The following is a 17,159-nucleotide window of genomic DNA, read 5'->3' as shown; positions in this document are numbered from 1 at the left end:
TCCTGCCCGAATTACCAACCCCTGTCCCGTCTAGAGCGAGAAGCGGGCGCCAAGCCAGAAGGTGCGGCCGTTATTATACCAGGCGCGCGGCACATCCCGGCTGCCGACGAAATAATAGAGCTTGGAATTGGTAAGGTTCTGCGCGTCGAGCGTCAGCGAGACATTCCTGTTCATCCGCAGTTGCAGCGAAGCGTCGAGCTGGCCGTAATCGTCCTGCCACATCGGCGTGGAACGGTCGATGCCGGAGCGGAACTTCGAGCGGAAGCCATAGGCCACGCGGGCCGACAGCAGTTCGTTCTCGTAGAAGCCGGTGACGTTGAAGCTGTGCTTGGAGTTGCCGTCCATCACATCGCCATCGTCGTTCTTGGCGTCGGAATAGGTGTAGTTGGCGAGCAGGCCGAAGCCGTTGAACAGCGGCTGCTGCCAGTTCACTTCCACGCCCTGGTTGCGGCCGCCGGGGCCGTTCACCGGGGTCGTCACCAGGAACCACTCACCTTGCGGGTGCTGCTGGGTCACGAACCAGCGCTCGGAGGTCGCCGTCGTCACATAGCTCTGCACGTCGAGGTAGAAGAGGTTCACCGAGATCAGCGCTTCGGGGGCATAATAGAATTCCGCCGCCACGTTGAACTGCCAGGCGCGGTAGGGATCGAGATGGACGTTGCCGCCGGCGGTGCCGGTCAGCGCCAGGTCGTTGAGGGAAAAGGCGCCGGCGAGATCGGCATAGCCCGGCCGCGCCATCACCCGCGAGACGGCGCCGCGCAGCACCACATTCTCGGCGGCGTTGAACGAGACGTTGGCGCTGGGCAGGAAGTCCCAATATTTGTTGCTGTCGTTGACGATGTCGAAATAGCCGAACAGCGTGTCGAGGTCGTGGCTGGTCTCGGTCGCCTGGGCGTATTGCGTGCTGCGCAGGCTGGTGTGCACCGCCCGCAGGCCGATGTTGCCGCGCAGCGCGTCCTGTTCCTGCCCGAAGCTCGCCATGCCGTAGAGGGCGGCGGTCTTTTCGCTCAGCGCCCAGCTTTCCGGGGCGTAGAAGTCGAAGTTGCGGCCGCCCGCCTGCGTGTCCAGGAACTCCTGCACCTTGTCGACATCGGCCAGCGGATAAGTCTTGCCGTTGAAGAAGCCGCCATAGCCGCGCGGCGTGAAGCCGCCGGCGAAGACGGTGCCGAGGCCGATCGTGTTGGTGCCCGAGAACAGGCCGTTCCCGTCCCAGCCATAGGCCTTGTAGTCGACGGAGCGCTTGTGGTCGGCGTAGCGGCCGCCGACCTTGATCGCCGACAGGAAGCCGTCGAAGGCGTATTCGGCGTCGAGGCGGGCGTAGAATTCCTCGTCGGGCGAGCGGATTTCACCACCCCACGACCAGCTGTAGTAATTGTTAAGATAGGCCGGCGAGGTGAGGTCGGTCGACAGGCCCGGATAGGCGAGGTCGGCGTGCTTGCCGGCGAAGGCGTAGGAAGCGCCTGTGTCCCAATAGGTTTCCCAGGCGAAGGTGTCGGTCGTCGCCCCCATGCCCTTGGTGTAGCCGACATGGCCGCTGAAGGTGAGGCGGTCGGTGGCTTCGAAGCGGCCTTCCAGATTGGCCACCCAGGTGGAGCTGTAGGCCTTGCGGAAGATGTCGTCCTGCACGCGGCCCTGCACCGGCTTGCCGTCGGCGGAATTGTTGTTCCAGCTCGCCGAGGTCAGATAGCCGTTCTTCACCGTGTAGCCGGCCAGCGCATAGCCGTCGGTGCCGGGCGTCGAGTTGTTGGCGATCAGCCGGCTCGTCCACAGCATGGAGTTCACATTGGTGTTGTCGGCGTCCATGCGGGTGTAGACGCCGTTGGCGACCAGCTCGATCCGGTCGCTGGGCTGCCACTGGAAGGTGGCGCTGCCGCCCTTGCGCACACGCTTCTGGGTGAAATAGGCTTCGCCGATCAGCGTCGGGAAGGCGACGTCCTCGCCGGTGCCGGCGAAATTCTCGGCCACGCCATAGCCCAGGAACTCCTGCCCGTCGCGGCGGAAGCGGCGTTCCTGATAGAAGCCGGAGACGAGGATGCCGAAGGTCTCGTCGGCGTTCTTCCAGCTGGCGACGGCCGAGAGGTTGGGGCTGAAATCGGTCGTCATCGAGTTGTGGACGAGCTGCGCCGAGGCGTTCACCGTGCCGGACTTCAGGTCGAGCGGGCGGCGGGTGAGGATATCGATGGTGCCGCCGACGCCGCCTTCCTGCAGGTCGGCCTGCTGGCTCTTGTAGACCTTCAGGCTGCCGACGATCTCGGAGGGCAGCAGGCTGAAGTTGAAGCTGCGCCCGCCCGACATCTGGTCGAGGACGAACCAGTCCCCGGTGGCGACCGAGTGGCCGTCGAACAGGGTGAGGTTGAGGCTGGGATCGGTGCCGCGGATGGTGACCGACTGGTTCTCGCCGAAGCCGCCCGAGGCCGAGGAGCCGGTGACGGTGTTGACGCCGGTCAGCCGGCCGAGCGAGTCGGCGACATTCTTGTCGGGGAATTTGCCGATGTCCTGCGCGGTCACCACTTCGGAGACCAGCACCGACGCCCGCTTGGCTTCGAGCGAGGCCGCGATCGAGGCGCGGATGCCGGTGACGACGATGTCCTCTTCAGCCGGCGTCCCGGCGTCCTGCGCGACGGCCGGCGCCGCGATGGCGAGCGCCACGAGGCTGGCGCCCGACATGCGGACGAGCCTTGCTGCAAATCCCTGCTTACCCATAGCCTCAATCTCCCTGGCCGATCGCCGGGCTATCCCCGGCAGTCATATTGTTTAAACACCAATATGCTACCATATCGCACATAGGCAGCAGGCATTTTCTTAATTGATGCCATATTGGTGTGGCTTGGCAAGAGGGAATCTGCCGATTTCGCGCCGATATTTCGTTCCTGCCCATTTATGGTCTTGAAATGGTATTCTCATTGCGCTTAGCTGGCGCGGTTGGGGCAGGAAAGGCTTTGCATGCAGGAGCAGGTGGCGCAGCGCTTCGTGGAGCGAATCGGTCCTCTGGAAGGGGATTCCGCGCCGCTCTATGTGCAGCTGAAGCGCCAGATCCACGACGCTATTTCCAGCAACCGGCTGCGCGCCGGAGAAGCCCTGCCGCCCGAGCGCGATCTGGCCGACAGTCTCTCGGTTTCCCGCGTGACCGTGCGCAAGGCGTTCGAGGGGCTGGTGGAAGCCGGCCTGCTGGTCCGCCGGCAGGGCGCCGGCACCTTCGTGGCCGAGCGGGTGGAGAAGAATTTCGCCGCCATCTCCTCCTTCAGCGAGGACATGCAGGCGCGCGGGCGCACGCCGCATTCGGTGTGGCTGTCGCGCTCGGAAGGGCTGGTCACGCCGGAAGAGGCGATGGCGCTGGGGCTTTCGCCCGGCACCGCCGTCTACCGCTTCGCCCGCATCCGCCACGCAGACGAGGTTTCGATGGCGATCGAGCATTCCACCATCCCCGCTTTCGCGCTGCCGGGGGTGGAGGCGGTCCGCGAATCGCTTTACGCGGCGCTCGCCGACAATCGCCCGGTGCGGGTGCTGCAACGCCTGCGCGCCGTGCTGTTCCGCGACGACCAGTCCGACCTGCTGGGCATAGAGCGCGGCTCCGCCGGGCTGGAGATCGAGCGGCGCGGCTTCGCCCGCGACGGGCGGACGGTGGAATTCACCCGCTCCTACTACCGGGGCGACTCCTACGATTTCGTCGCCGAACTGGTGGCGCCGGACGCGCCATGAACGGCCCGCGCACCCGCATGTTCCTGGAAGCGGCGGAAGCCGGCGCGGTCGTGGCGCGGCAACTGGCCGCCAACGCCGGCGCGGTCTCGCGCGCCGCCGGGCTCATGAAAGCGCGGGAGACGGACCTGCTGCTGACGCTGGCGCGCGGCAGCAGCGACAATGCGGCGACCTTCCTGCGCTATTGGGTGGAGCAGCGCGCCGGTCTGCCGACCGGCTCCTTCTCGCCGTCGACCGCCTCCGTCTATGGTGTCACCCCGGCGCTTGCGCGTGCGGCGGCGGTGGCGGTTTCGCAATCCGGCCGCAGCCCCGACCTGCTGGCGGCGGCCGAGCGGCTGCGCGCCGGCGGAGCGCTGCTGCTGGCGCTGGTGAACGACGAGACTTCGCCGCTGGCGGCATCGGCCGACCTGCTGCTGCCCCTCCACGCCGGGCCGGAGCGCAGCGTCGCCGCGACCAAGAGCTTCATCGCCTCGCTTTCGGCCATGCTGCACCTGCTTTCCGCCTGGCATGGCGACGCGGAGCTGGCGCGGGCGCTGGTGGCGCTGCCTTCGGCCCTCGACCGCGCCTTCGAGCTGGACTGGTCGGCGGCGCTGCCGCGGCTGGTGGGGGCGGAGCATCTCTATGTGGTGGCGCGCGGTCCGGCGCTGGGCGTGGCGCAGGAAATGGCGCTGAAGGTGAAGGAAACCTGCGGCTTCCACGCCGAGGCCTTCAGCGCCGCCGAAGTGAAGCATGGGCCGATGGCGCTCGTGCGCGACGGCTTCCCCGTGCTGCTGCTGGGGCAGCAGGACGAAGCGCTGGAAAGCGTGCGCGAACTGGCCGGGCTGTTCGAGGCCAACCGCGCCACGCTGATGACGGCCGGCCTGCCCAAGGGCGCGCCGGGAATCGCCCTGCCGGTGCTGGAGGATGCGCCCGCCGCCATCCAGCCGATCCTGCTGGCGCAGAGCTTCTACCGGCTGGCGAACAGCCTGTCGCTGGCGCGCGGGCGCGACCCCGACACACCGCCGGGCCTGCGCAAGGTGACGGAAACGCTTTGATGCGAACGAGATATCTGAACGGTTCGGTGCTGTCGCCCGATGGCCTGCGGGCGCAGGCGCTGCTGGTGGAAGACGGGCTGGTGTCCGCCGTCGGCGAAGCCGCGCAAACGGCGGCGGCCGACGCGGAAGTCGATCTGGGCGGAGACCTGCTGCTTCCGGGCTTCATCGACCTGCAGGTGAACGGCGGCGGCGGCGTGCTGTTCAACGACGAGACGCATGTGGAGGGAATCGCCCGCATCGCCGCCGCGCACCGCCGCTTCGGCTCGACCGGCATTCTACCCACCCTCATCAGCGACACGGCCGACCGGGTGGCGCGCGCGCTCGACGCCGTGGACGCGGCGATCGCGGCCGGCGTGCCGGGAATCCTCGGCATCCATGTGGAAGGGCCTTTCATCAGCCCCGCCCGTCACGGCATCCACCGCGAGGACCGGCTGACGGCCATGGACGAGGCTATGCTCGGCCTGCTCGCCCGCCCGCGGCGCGGCGTGCGCCTGCTGACGGTGGCGCCGGAAGTGGTGCCGCCGGCCAGCATCGCCCGGCTGGTGGAAGCCGGCGTCGTGGTGGCGCTGGGCCACAGCGATGCGGACTGGGAAACGGTGCGGGCCGCGCTCGCCGCCGGGGCCACCGGCTTCACGCATCTCTTCAACGCCATGTCGCAACTGGTGAACCGGGCGCCGGGGATGGTGGGCGCGGCGCTGGAGGATGCGGATTCCTACGCCGGGATCATCCTGGACGGCCACCATATCCATCCGGCGAGCTTCCGCGTGGCGCTGCGCGCCAAGGGCGCGGCGCGGCTGATGCTGGTGACGGACGCGATGCCGAGCGTCGGGTCCGACGCGGCGGAATTCCTGCTGCAGGGCCGGCTGATCCGCCGCAAGGGCGATGTCCTCACCTCCGACGACGGGGTGCTGGCCGGCTCCACGCTCGACATGCTTTCCGCCGTGCGCAACGCCATGGCGCAGGGAGGCCTGCCGCTGGAGACGGCGGTCGGCATGGCGACCGCAAGCCCCGCCGCCTTCCTCGGCCTGCCGCCGCTGGAGCTTGCCCCCGGCCGCCCGGCGACCATGCTCCGCCTTTCCCCCGGACTGGAATTGAAGGCGCTGTGGATCGACGGCCGGACCGTCTGACGATCCGGCCGCCTGACGATCCGACTGGCCGACAATATTGCCACTCCGTGCAAGAGTGGATTGTCAACCGAATAGATTAGGTTTGTTTACCTGCCTTCCCGCGCTTGGGTAGCTTGCGGGGAGCGGCCGGCGTCGAAGGCCGCATCGTTGCTGAGACGGCATCGTCGGGCACCCCGGATTCCTTCCATGGAACAAGGTCGCCGGCCCCGTCGGCGCCTGCAAAGGCCATTTCGCGCCGCTTCGATGCGCCGCGCCGCTGCCTGCCCATGGAATCCGTCCATCCTGTTCCAAGGGAGATAGAGGCTTGCCCGATCTGACCGTTTTCGATTTCCGTTCCAGTTTCGCCGCGCGGGCCCGCCGCCGCCGTCGCATGGCGCTGATAGCGACCTCCATGGGGCTGGCGCTGCTCCTGGGCGGAGGTGCGTCGGCCGCCGGCGAGACGCCGCTGCGCGAGGTGGTGGCGAAGAAGAAGGTCGCCTTGGAGCAGCCCGAGGCGAGGCAGCCGGTCACCATCGAGACGCGGACGACGGCCGAAAGCCGCTCCGGAGTCCGGCGGCTGCAGATCGGCGACTATCAGTATCTGAGCGACAGCGATCGCGGCTATGCCGGCTATGATCTGGGCGCCGGTTCGTGGGACACCTTCGCGGCGGTCGCGGCCAGCGCCGTGGCGAACGAATATGTGCTGCAGGCCGCGGCGCAGAACATCCCGCTCGATTCCGTCGACGTGATCTTCACCAGCCGCCCGGACAGCCCCGAAGTCGCGAAGACCCGCACCGTCTCCTATCCGCGCAACCTCGCCTATGTCGCCTATCTCGACAGCCCGGCGACCGACGCGCAGCTGGAAGCGCTGCGGCAGGCGGTGGAGAGGAACTCCCCGGTGCTCGACATCATCCGCGAGGGGAAGCCGCTCGACCATGGCGCTATCCACCTGACGGCCAGCCCGGCGCAGCTCGATCCGAACCTGCCGCCGGGCCTCAGGGACTTTCTGGTGGAAAAGCGGCAGGCGATCCTGCGCCGGCAGCAGCGGCAGAAGGAGCTGGCGGCGCAGCCGCAGGCGAACCGGCCGCAGCCGACCGGCCTGCGCGCGCACGCCGTGGTCGAGCCGGCCACCGGCGTCCGCAACACCCGCACCGGCGGCCGGAATTTCCAGATCGTGCACGACGGCCGCGCCGGCCCGCTGGGCCATGGGCTCGCCCCTTCGGCGGAAGACCATCAGATCGGCGTGCTCGGCACCTGCCTGACGCACATCTTCGAGATCGAGGCCGCCAAGGCGCAAGTGCCGCTGGACGCGCTGGAAGTGCGCACGAAAGCGACGCTGACCCCGCGCGGCGGCGCAACTCCGCCGCGCTTCCAGGACATTTCCTACAGCGTGCATGTGCAGTCTCCGGCGCCGGCGCCGGTGATCGAGAAGCTGCGCAACGCGGTGGAGGGCTCCTGCCCGATCTACAATCTGCTGAAGGATTCACAGCCGATCGACGGCCGCATCGTCCGCGGCCGCTACGCCGGCCAATGAAGGGCCAATGAGAGCAGGGCCCGCAGTTCGGCGCGGACGGTTTTCCGACGGCCGAAATTTCTATCGAAACGATAGGCAATATGCGGGCCTGCCTTCTCCGCCAAATGGAAATCTCAGAATTCAGGGAAGTCGCATCATGATCAGAACAGACGGCGCCAGTTTCCGCCACCCGCTCCACCGCCTGTCCAGTCGCCGGCCCGGTCTCCGGCCCAGTCTCCGGCCCAACCGCATTTCGCTTCTGGCGCTCGCGGCCGCGCAGACGCTCGCCGCCCCGGCGCTGGCGGCCGACGCCGCTGCGGACGCGGAGGCGACGGACAGCAGCGAAACCATCATCGTCACCGGCCAGGCGGAGCGCGCCACCTCGCAGATCAGCTCTGGCGCGCTGGGGGCGCGGACCTCGCTGGAAACGCCTTTCTCCATCGCCACCACCGGGGCGGAGGAAATCGAGAAGCTGCGCGCCCACACCACCGCCGACTATTTCATCGCCGACTCGAGCGTCGGCCGCGACGGCGGCAGCAGCTACAACATCCACGCCCAGTGGATCACCGTGCGCGGCGCGGCGGTGCGCAGCTTCCTCTTCAACGGCATCCCGCTGCGCGACGCGCAGGGCGCCGACACGCCGGCCGAGTTCCTCGACCAGGTGCAGCTCCTGAAGGGCGCGGGCGGCTTCATCTACGGCTTCGCGGCGCCGGGCGGCATCATCAACTTCATCACCAAGCGGCCGACCGCCGAGCCGCTGCTGGACGTGACCCTCGGCTACCAGTCCTCCACGCTGTTCAAGCAGCATGTCGACGCGGGCAACACGCACGGCGCGTTGGGCTATCGGGTGAACCTGGTGCAGGAGTTCGGCGAGACCTACAATCAGGGCAAGCATCTGCGGCGCGGCGCCTCGGTCGGCCTGCAACTGAAGCTGACCGATACCCTCGTCTGGAACGCCGACGCCTTCTACCACCACAACCGGCTGGACCGGGCCGAGCCGAGCTGGGTGGTGGGCGGCAACGCCAATCCCTTCGTGCCCACCTATCAGGACAAGGAGGTGCCCGATCCCGTCAGCGGCCGCACCCGCTTCGCCTCCGACGACACCTACACCGACGGGCATCTCTACAACGCCACCACCAGCCTGAACTGGCAGTTCGACCCGGACTGGTCGGCCCGCATCAGCTTCGGCAAGGTCGGCAGCAACCACCGGCTGCCCTATGAGCGGATCATGCTGATCAACCAGCAGGGCGACTATGCGCTGCGGCTGTTCGACGGCTTCAACGTCTATTCGAACACGCTCGCCTCCTTCTATCTGGAAGGGAAGTTCGAAACCGGGGCGATCCGGCACCAGATCGTCGCCGGGCTCGACTGGCGGGACAGCACCGGCCGGCACGGCCAGAACGCCGCCACCATCCAGGCCGGCGGCAACATCTTCGACCCGGTGCTGGTGCGCTGGAATTTTGACAACAGCCGCAACGTGGACAAGAAGAAGACCGGGTGGGACGAGGAGAAGTCCGCCTTCATCAGCGACACCATCACCTTCTTCGACAAGCTCTCGCTGCTGGTGGGCGTGCGCTACACGAAGTTCCACTCGAAATCCTGGGCCTGGGCCACACTGGCGCTCACCAACGACTATGAAACCAGCGGAACCTCGCCGACGCTGGCGGTGCTTTTCCGGCCCGACGAAGGCACCACCTTCTACGCCAGCTACATCGAGGCGCTGGGCGCGGGCACCATCGTCGGCGACATCTACACCAACGCCGGAGACATTCTTCCGGCGCTCAAAAGCAAGCAGTATGAAGCCGGCGCCAAGTTCGAGCGCGCCAATCTTTCGGGCGAGCTGGCGGTGTTCCGGCTGGACCGCGGCGCCAACCTCATCACCGACGAGAACCGCCTGGTGCAGGACGGGATCGAGCGTTACCAGGGCGTGGAGGCGGCCGGCCGCATCCGCTTCAGCCCGGAATGGGCGGTCGGCGTGTCGGGCACCTTCGTCGACGGCAAGCACAAGGAGGCCACCAACAGCTGGCTGATCGGCCGGCCGCTGCATGGCACGGCGCGGTGGAACGGGGTGCTGAACCTCGATTACAACCCCGCCTTCCTGCCGGGCTTCGGCCTGCGCGGCCTGCTGCGCTATCAGGGCAAGGCGGCGATCTACAACAACCAGGCGAAGGACTGGACCGTCTACACCCCGGACGTGCTGCTGACCAATCTGGGCGCCGACTATGCCTTCGAGTTCGGCGGCCGCGAGGTGACGTTGCGCGGCCAGGTGCAGAATCTGTTCGACCGGAAGTTCTGGAACAGCGGCACCAGCACCTGCTGCTACTCGCTGTCGCCGGGCATCCCCCGCATCATCAGCCTCGACCTGAAGGTGAGCCTTTGAGTTCCCGGCCCGTTCCGCCCCGCCCGAAGGGCGAAGGCTTCTCGATGGAGAATGGAATCATGACGATATCCGCGAAGCTCCGCCTCGGCACGCTGGCCGCGCCGCTGGCCCTCCTGTCGGCGCTGGCGCTGCTGCCGGCCTGCTCCCCGCCCGCCGCCGAAAAGGCGGCGGAAAAGGCGGGCGTCGCCGAAATCGCCTGGCGCGACGGCGACGTGGCGGACGCCTTCCAGGAGGCGGCCGAGCAGGGCAAGCCGGTTCTGCTCTACTGGGGCGCGGTCTGGTGCCCGCCCTGCAACCGGCTGAAGGCCGGGCTTTTCAAGGATCCGGATTTCGTGGCGCGCACCCGCGATTTCATCCCCGTCTATCTGGACGGGGATTCCGCCGGCGCCCAGGCCTGGGGCGAGCGCTTCAAGATCAAGGGCTATCCCACCCTCATCATCCTGCGCCCGGACCGCACCGAAGTGACCCGCCTGTCGGGCAGCGGCGACCCCGGGCAGGTGACGGCGACGCTGGCCGCCGTGCAGAAGGGCAGCGCCAATGTGGCGGAACTGCTGAAGCGGGCGCAGTCCGACCCCAAGGCGCTGTCCGCCGACGACTGGACGGTGATCGCCGGCTTCGGCGGCTGGCAGGACGAGGAGGCAGAGGGCGGCGCGGCCGCCACTCTGGCGAAGCTGGCGGCGGTGGCGCCGACCGAGCCGCTGAAGCGGCAGTTCGCGCTGCAGGCGCTGGCGCAGCGGCCGAAGGACGCGCCGGCGCTGACGCCGGCCGCGCAGGCGGAAGCGCGAAAGACGCTGGAAGCCGTCCTCGCCTCCCCCGAGGAGCTGCGCGGCAACCGCAGCACGCTCACCTATGGCGCGGTGCGGCTGGTGCAGGCCGCCGCCCCCGCCGGGCCGGAGCGCGAGGCGCTGGCGAAGGCGCTGGTGACGGGGCTCGACGGTTTCCACGCCGACGAAAGCCTCGGCACCGGCGACCGCCTTTCCTCCCTCGGGGCGGAAATCGCGCTTTACCGCGCCAGCCATCCCAATGGCGCCAGCAAGGATATCGCGCTGCCGCCGGAACTGGTGGAGAAGGTGCACCAGCGCGTCGCCTGGGCGGACGGGGCGGCGAAGAACCCCTATGAGCGCCAGTCCCTCATCAGCACCGCCGCCCGGCTGCTGGGCGACGCCGGGGACAAGCCCGGCGCGGAACGGCTGCTGAAGGCCGAGCTCGAGAAGTCGCAGGCGCCCTATTACTACATGCCGTCGCTGGCGAAGCTGGCTGAGGAGCGCGGCGACACCGGGGCCGCGGTCGACTGGCTGAAGCGCGGCTATGAAACCTCCGAAGGGCCGGCGAGCCGGGTGCAATGGGGCGTGACCTATGTGGAAGGGCTGCTGCGGCTGACGCCCGACGACAAGGCCGGGATCGAGACCGCCGCCGCGCAGGTGCTGGGCGAGCTGGCGGGCCAGCCCGACAGCTATCACCAGCGCACCCGGCAGCGGCTGGAAGGGCTGGGCAAGTCGCTGAATGCCTGGAGCGCCAGCCACGATGGCGCGCAGACGCTGGAGAAGCTGCGCCTGCGCACCGCCGAGGTCTGCACCGGGCAGGCGGGCGATGCGCTCGCGGCCTGCCGGAGCTGGCTGGGAAGCGCCTGAGCCGGCCAAAAATCGCTGCCTCCGGCTCGCCGGGGCTGTAGCCGCCAGGCCACAGTCCCGGCGAGAAATGTCTTTCGATGCGATTGAAAAACTTTCCGGCCGCCAAGCGAACGCTTGTTGCGCCGGAAGCGCCGAGCCGCATTTTTATGGCAGATTTGTTAAGTGAAAGGATTGCCATGCGGCTTCGGGCGCTGTTTCTTGCCTCTCTCGCGGTTTCCACCACGCCTGCCTTCGCGCAGGAAACGGCCGGCGCGGCCGAGGCCGAGACCATCATCGTCACCGGCACCCGCCGCCTCGACCGGACGCTGGCGGACTCGCCGGTGCCCGTGGACGTGGTGACCCTTTCCTCGATCCAGAACAGCGGCACCACCGAAACCGCCCGCGCGCTGCGCGACCTGGTGCCCAGCTTCAGTTTCCCGCAGCCGTCGCTGACGGACGGCACCGACGTCATCCGCCCGGCCTCGCTGCGTGGCCTCGGCCCGGACCAGACGCTGGTGCTGCTGAACGGCAAGCGCCGGCACCTTTCGGCGCTGCTGAACCTCAATGGCTCGGTCGGCCGCGGCAGCCAGGCGGTGGACATCAACTTCATCCCGGCGTCGGCGCTTTCGCGGGTGGAAGTGCTGCGCGACGGCGCGGCGGCGCAATATGGTTCCGACGCGATCGCCGGCGTCATCAACTTCCAGCTCAACGACGCGCGCGAAGGCGGCCGCTTCTCGGTCACCTATGGCGCCAATGTCACCGATATCGCCGGGGTGAACCGGCAAGGCGGCCCGGTGCTGCAGAACGGCGCGCCGGTGCTGACTCCGGACGGCGTGCTGACGCTGGAAGACAGCGGCCGCAAGCTGCACCAGACGGACGGCGAGACCGTCACCGTTACCGGCAACATCGGCCTGCCGCTGGGCGCCGAGGGCTTCGTCAACATCTCGGGCGAATATCGCTCGCGCCAGGCGACGAACCGCGCCGGCTACGACCCGCGCCAGCAATATGGGCTGAACATCGCCGCCTTCGACACCGCGAAAGAAGGCGCGTTCGACCGCCGCTCCCACCGCTTCGGCGACCCGAAGACGGAAGACGGGCTGATCTCCGTCAACATCGGCATCCCGCTCGACGACCGGGTGGACGCTTACGCCTTCGGCACCTGGGGCAAGCGCCACGGCGAATCCGCCGGCTTCTATCGCCGCGCGCAGCAGAACAACAATGTCGCCGCCATCTATCCGGACGGCTATCTGCCGCTCATCACCTCCGAAACCGACGATCTGGCGCTGACCGGCGGCCTGAAGGGCGATTTCGGCGGCTGGTCGTGGGACCTGTCGATGCAGTTCGGCCGCAACAAGCTGGACTATACCATCAAGGACACGGTCAACGTCTCGCTGGGCGCTAACAGCCCGACCGAGTTCGACGCCGGCGGCCTCACTTACACGCAATGGGTGAACAACCTCGACATCAGCCGCGACCTCGACTTCTTCGAGCGCACCACCTTGTCGTTCGGCCTGGAATACCGTCGGGAAACCTTCAAGGTGACCGCCGGCGAGCCGGACAGCTACCGCTGGGCCGGCGGCAGCGTCTGCGAGGCGAACCCCATCTATTGCGGCAGCGCCGCCGGCAACGCCGGCGCGGCGCCGGGCAGCCAGGTGTTCCCCGGCTTCCAGCCGGTGATCGGCGGGGTTTCGGTGACGGGCACCAACGCGCGGGAGAATGTCTCGGCCTATGCCGAACTCGACCTCGACCTGCTGCCCATCTGGAACCTGCAACTGGCCGGCCGCTTCGAGGATTATTCCGACTTCGGCAGCGACTGGAACTGGAAGGCGGCGACCCGCTTCGAGATCCTCGACTGGCTGGCGGTGCGCGGCTCCGCCTCCACCGGCTTCCGGGCGCCGGGCGTCGCGCAGCAATATTATGCGGCGGCCTCCACCATCATCACCAACGGCAATCTGCTGGACACGGTGACGCTGCCGGTCGGCAACCCGGTGGCGCAGGCGCTCGGCGCTTCGCCGCTGAAGGCGGAAACGGCGGTCAACTGGTCGGCCGGGGTGACGGCGGCGCCGCTTTCCGGGCTGAACTTCACCTTCGACTATTATGAGATCCGCATCGACGACCGGATCGTGCTGACGGAGAATATGGCGGCCACGCGCGATGTCGCCGGAAATCCCACCGGCAGCAATCCGGGCCGGGGCATCGCCGAAATCCTGAACGCCGCGGGCTACAACACGATTTCCGCCGCCCGCTTCTTCATCAACGGTATCGACACCAAGACGCGCGGCTTCGACGCCATCCTCACCTACCGCCACGATTTCGGCAATCTGGGGAACGCCCTGTTCACGCTGGGCTACAACTGGAACAAGACCGAGATCACCGACTACAAGGCGGCGCCGGGCGCCTTCAACCAGGTGCCGGGCATCACTCTGTTCGGCCGTCAGGAATCGCTGCGAATCACCGAAGGCACGCCGCGCAACAAGCTCAACATCGGCATCGACTATGATCGCGAATGGCTGGGCGTCACCTTCCGTGGCAACCGCTATGGCAAGGTGCTGTCGCCCGGCTCCGAGGCCTTCAACGATGTGGAAATCCGCCCGGCCTTCGTCGCCGACGCGGAAATCCGCGCCCGGCCCTCGGGCTTCCTGAACGGCGTGGAGCTGGCGGTGGGGGCGAACAACCTGTTCGACAAATACCCCACGCGCGTGCCCACCGGCCAGGGCCAGGATCCCGTCACCGACGCCACCCGCAATTATGCGGTCAGCAACTACTTCCTGCCCTACAGCAGCTTCTCGCCGTTCGGTTTCAACGGCCGCTACATCTACGGCCGGGTCTCCTATCGCTTCTGACCGGGCGAGCGGATGCAAGAAAGGGGGGGAGCGGGACATGTCCCGCTCCCCCCTTTTCCTGCTGCCCCCGCGCTTCAGTCGGCCGGTTGCGAGACGACCCGCAGATAGGGGCGCAGCGTCTTCCAGCCTTCGGGGAATTTCGCCCGCGCCTCCTCGTCGCTGACGGAAGGCGGGATGATCACGTCCCCGCCCGGCTGCCACTGCGCCGGCGTCGCCACCTGGTGGCGGGCGGTCAGCTGCAGCGAATCGACGAGGCGCAGGATCTCGTCGAAATTGCGCCCCGAGGACATGGGATAGACGAAGGACGCCTTCACCCGCTTGTCCGGGCCGATGATGAAGACGGTGCGCACGGTGGCGTTGTCGGCCGGCGTGCGCCCTTCCGACGTGCCTTCCACATCCTCGGGCAGCATGTCGTAGAGCTTGGCGACGTTGAGGTCGGTGTCGCCGATCAGCGGATAGGTGACGGCGGCGCCCTGCGTCTCCTCGATGTCCTTCGCCCATTCGGCGTGGCGGTCGACGGGATCGACGGAAAGGCCGATCACCTTCACGCCGCGCTTCTCGAATTCGGGCAGCAGCCGGGCGAGATAGCCGAGCTCGGTGGTGCAGACGGGGGTGAAATCCTTCGGGTGGGAAAAGAGCACGGCCCAGCTTTCCCCGATCCAGTCGTGGAAGTTGATCGGCCCTTCCGTCGTCCGGGCGTCGAAATCAGGGGCTATGCTGTTGATGCGAAGGCTCATTTCGGTTTCCTCAAGGTTGATGGAACAGGGTGCGCGCCGCTTGCGCCGGCGTGCGGGGAAAGTCTGTCGCCACCGGGGGCCCGGCCTCGGCTTCGGAACGGCGCCGGGCCCCGGTGGCGACTGTCGCGCCCTGACCCCTCGACAGGGCGCGACGGAACGGCTGCGGCAGAAGGGAGCAGAGGCGGCGCAGGCCGCGGCTGGCAGGTCCGGGTTCGATCGCCCGGAAGCCGATCGTCATGCGCATCTCCGCTGCTCGTGGCTGGGGAACGCCTGACGTTGTCGTCTCGGCGAATTGGCCGCAAAATCTTTCAGTCACAAGGGACCTTCCGTCCCGGAGGCTAAGCCGGAAAGGCGGGCATGCGAAGAAACCCTATCTATGCCTTGGGCAACTCCCTCTTGGGGCGCGCCCTTGCGATACGCAAACTATCGGCCGGGAAATGAGCGCTTTCTTCCGGTTCCGGCCAAGGGCCGGCAAATTCCGCCGAATATGAATTCAGGACATGGTGTCGAGGCCGATGGCGATCAGGAGCAGCGCGTGGCGGATTTCGGCGGCGAGATAGAGGATGCGGTCCTGTCGCTGCGGGCGGCCCGGCTGGGCTGGCGCAAGGCGCAGGCCAAGGGGCTGCACGTCGCCAGCTTCCCGTCTCCCACGCAACTGGCGCTGGCGGTCGGGCATCTGTCGCACGCGCTCTACCCGGTCCGCCTCGGCGAATATCGCGGGGCTCCCGAAGGCGAGGACCGATTCGTGGCGGAGGCGCTGGAAGCGGCCTTCGCCATCCTGCGCGCGGAGATCGCCAGCGAGTTCGCCTATTGGCAGGGCTATGCGGCGGAAGCGTTCGACGCGGATCAGCCCGACCTCATCGTCCGGCTGTTCTCGACGACGCTGGGGCGGATCCGGGAAACGCTGGATCAGGACATGGAGGCCGCCTTCGTCGGCGACCCGGCGGCGCGCACCGTGGACGAAATCCTGATTTCCTACCCCGGCGCCATCGCCATCCTGCACCACCGCATCGCCCACCAGCTGCAGAAGCTCGGCGTGCCCATCGTCGCGCGGATGATCTCGGAACTGGCGAACGCCCGCACCGGCATCGACATCCACCCGGGCGCCACCATCGGCCCCAGCTTCTTCATCGACCATGGCGCCGGCGTGGTGATCGGCGAGACGGCGATCGTCGGCCGCAACGTCCGCCTCTACCAGCATGTCACCCTCGGCGCGTCGAGCCCGCTGGGCCTGGCGCGCGTCGGCCCGCGCCAGCGCCACGCCCGCCACCCGATCGTCGAGGACGATGTGGTGATCTACGCCGGCGCCACCATCCTGGGGCGCATCACCATCGGCCGCGGCAGCATCATCGGCGGCAATGTCTGGCTGCTGGAGGATGTGCCGCCCGGAAGCACGCTGGTGCAGCCCAAGGCCGAGACGCTGGAAAACCGCGCCCGGGCGGAATTCACCGCGCAGTTGAAGGGCAGGGCATGAAGCCGGTCATCGGGGTGCTGTGCTGCAACGAATTCGCCGAGCGGCCGGTGCAGGCGGTCGCCAGCCGCTTCATCGAGCCGCTGTCGCGAATCTCGCAGGCGACGGTGCTGCTGGTGCCGGCGCTGATCGACGTGCTGGACGCGGTTTGCCTCAGCCGCCGGCTGGACGGGCTGCTGCTGACCGGCTCGCGCTCCAATGTCGGGACCGACTGCTATGGCGGCGAATCCCGGGATGCGCGTCTGGATCCGCAGCGGGACCAGGTGGCGCTGAAGCTCGCCGGGCATATGATCGAGGCCGGCCGGCCGGTGTTCGGCATCTGCCGGGGCCTGCAGGAGCTGAACGTGCTGTTCGGCGGCACGCTGCGCGACCTTTGCGACCATCACCCGGGCGAGGGGCATCCCTTCGAGCATCAGTTCGCCCACCAGCATCCGGTGGAGCTGGCGAGCGGCGGCCGGCTGGCGGCGGCGATGGGCGTCGGGCGGGCCGTCGTCAATTCCGTCCACCATCAGGGGATCGACCGGCTGGGCTATGGCCTGCAGGTGGAGGCGCTTTCGCCCGCCGACGGCGTGGTCGAGGCCTTTTCCGCCCGCCCCTGCGGCGGCGCCGTGCTGGGCGTGCAATGGCACCCCGAGTGGGAGATCGCCAACCGCCCGGACCGGCAAGCCTTCTTCCGCCTGCTGGGCGAGGAGCTGATGGCCTGATCGGCTTTCAGGTCGGCGACCACACATAATTGCGGTTGGTTTGCAAACCGCCCAATCACCTTACC

Annotated in this window: 11 protein-coding genes; 9 read left to right on the top strand and 2 right to left on the bottom strand. The window is 67.9% G+C overall.

Annotated features, from left to right (window positions below; genetic code table 11):
* Window positions 1–30: 30 nt before the first annotated feature.
* Window positions 31–2,703: a TonB-dependent receptor gene (locus L6Q21_RS14030; RefSeq protein ID WP_237831398.1), complete on the bottom strand. Its 2,673-nt coding sequence runs from the start codon at window positions 2,701–2,703 to the stop codon at window positions 31–33.
* A gap of 240 nt (window positions 2,704–2,943) precedes the next feature.
* Between L6Q21_RS14030 and L6Q21_RS14025 the strand changes: the two genes are divergently transcribed.
* From L6Q21_RS14025 to L6Q21_RS13995, 7 genes are all read left to right on the top strand, one after another.
* Window positions 2,944–3,699 (top strand): GntR family transcriptional regulator, encoded by a 756-nt coding sequence (locus tag L6Q21_RS14025; RefSeq protein ID WP_237831397.1) that lies wholly within the window; start codon window positions 2,944–2,946, stop codon window positions 3,697–3,699.
* Window positions 3,696–4,730 carry an SIS domain-containing protein gene (locus tag L6Q21_RS14020; protein ID WP_237831396.1) on the top strand — a complete coding sequence of 345 codons (1,035 nt, stop codon included), beginning with the start codon at window positions 3,696–3,698 and terminating at the stop codon, window positions 4,728–4,730. Before L6Q21_RS14025 ends, L6Q21_RS14020 begins: the two co-directional genes overlap by 4 nt.
* Window positions 4,730–5,857 (top strand): N-acetylglucosamine-6-phosphate deacetylase, encoded by a 1,128-nt coding sequence (nagA, locus tag L6Q21_RS14015; protein ID WP_237831395.1) that lies wholly within the window; start codon window positions 4,730–4,732, stop codon window positions 5,855–5,857. The genes L6Q21_RS14020 and nagA overlap by 1 nt, the downstream gene beginning before the upstream one ends.
* A gap of 304 nt (window positions 5,858–6,161) precedes the next feature.
* On the top strand, window positions 6,162–7,370 hold the full coding sequence (locus L6Q21_RS14010) for an OsmC family protein (protein ID WP_237831394.1): 1,209 nt from the start codon (window positions 6,162–6,164) through the stop codon (window positions 7,368–7,370).
* Between the two features lie 136 nt (window positions 7,371–7,506).
* Complete coding sequence (locus L6Q21_RS14005; RefSeq protein WP_237831393.1) at window positions 7,507–9,729, top strand: TonB-dependent siderophore receptor; 2,223 nt, start codon at window positions 7,507–7,509, stop codon at window positions 9,727–9,729.
* 59 nt (window positions 9,730–9,788) lie between these two features.
* Complete coding sequence (locus tag L6Q21_RS14000; RefSeq protein ID WP_237831392.1) at window positions 9,789–11,360, top strand: thioredoxin family protein; 1,572 nt, start codon at window positions 9,789–9,791, stop codon at window positions 11,358–11,360.
* Window positions 11,361–11,536: 176 nt separating this feature from the next.
* Window positions 11,537–14,182 carry a TonB-dependent receptor plug domain-containing protein gene (locus L6Q21_RS13995; protein WP_237831391.1) on the top strand — a complete coding sequence of 882 codons (2,646 nt, stop codon included), beginning with the start codon at window positions 11,537–11,539 and terminating at the stop codon, window positions 14,180–14,182.
* Between the two features lie 74 nt (window positions 14,183–14,256).
* Here the strand turns inward: L6Q21_RS13995 and L6Q21_RS13990 are convergent, their stop codons facing one another.
* Window positions 14,257–14,919: a peroxiredoxin gene (locus L6Q21_RS13990; protein ID WP_237831390.1), complete on the bottom strand. Its 663-nt coding sequence runs from the start codon at window positions 14,917–14,919 to the stop codon at window positions 14,257–14,259.
* 487 nt (window positions 14,920–15,406) lie between these two features.
* Here L6Q21_RS13990 and epsC point away from each other — a divergent pair, with 487 nt between their 5' ends.
* Both epsC and L6Q21_RS13980 read left to right on the top strand, forming a co-directional pair.
* Window positions 15,407–16,393 (top strand): serine O-acetyltransferase EpsC, encoded by a 987-nt coding sequence (gene epsC, locus L6Q21_RS13985; protein ID WP_237831389.1) that lies wholly within the window; start codon window positions 15,407–15,409, stop codon window positions 16,391–16,393.
* Window positions 16,390–17,094 (top strand): gamma-glutamyl-gamma-aminobutyrate hydrolase family protein, encoded by a 705-nt coding sequence (locus tag L6Q21_RS13980; RefSeq protein WP_237831388.1) that lies wholly within the window; start codon window positions 16,390–16,392, stop codon window positions 17,092–17,094. The genes epsC and L6Q21_RS13980 overlap by 4 nt, the downstream gene beginning before the upstream one ends.
* The last annotated feature ends 65 nt before the right edge of the window (window positions 17,095–17,159 follow it).

The organism is Sandaracinobacteroides sayramensis, from assembly GCF_022014495.1.
Taxonomy (GTDB): domain Bacteria; phylum Pseudomonadota; class Alphaproteobacteria; order Sphingomonadales; family Sphingomonadaceae; genus Sandaracinobacteroides; species Sandaracinobacteroides sayramense.
Note: the sequence above shows the minus strand (reverse complement) of the source record. Positions and strands in the feature narration are given on the sequence as shown.

Bases quoted from the DNA above. Each gene is read 5' to 3' on its own strand.
- L6Q21_RS14030 (WP_237831398.1), bottom strand. From the start codon at position 2,703: ATGGGTAAGCAGGGATTTGCAGCAAGGCTCGTCCGCATGTCGGGCGCC.
- L6Q21_RS14025 (WP_237831397.1), top strand. From the start codon at position 2,944: ATGCAGGAGCAGGTGGCGCAGCGCTTCGTGGAGCGAATCGGTCCTCTG.
- L6Q21_RS14020 (WP_237831396.1), top strand. From the start codon at position 3,696: ATGAACGGCCCGCGCACCCGCATGTTCCTGGAAGCGGCGGAAGCCGGC.
- nagA (WP_237831395.1), top strand. From the start codon at position 4,730: ATGCGAACGAGATATCTGAACGGTTCGGTGCTGTCGCCCGATGGCCTG.
- L6Q21_RS14005 (WP_237831393.1), top strand. From the start codon at position 7,507: ATGATCAGAACAGACGGCGCCAGTTTCCGCCACCCGCTCCACCGCCTG.
- L6Q21_RS14000 (WP_237831392.1), top strand. From the start codon at position 9,789: ATGACGATATCCGCGAAGCTCCGCCTCGGCACGCTGGCCGCGCCGCTG.
- L6Q21_RS13995 (WP_237831391.1), top strand. From the start codon at position 11,537: ATGCGGCTTCGGGCGCTGTTTCTTGCCTCTCTCGCGGTTTCCACCACG.
- L6Q21_RS13990 (WP_237831390.1), bottom strand. From the start codon at position 14,919: ATGAGCCTTCGCATCAACAGCATAGCCCCTGATTTCGACGCCCGGACG.
- epsC (WP_237831389.1), top strand. From the start codon at position 15,407: ATGAATTCAGGACATGGTGTCGAGGCCGATGGCGATCAGGAGCAGCGC.
- L6Q21_RS13980 (WP_237831388.1), top strand. From the start codon at position 16,390: ATGAAGCCGGTCATCGGGGTGCTGTGCTGCAACGAATTCGCCGAGCGG.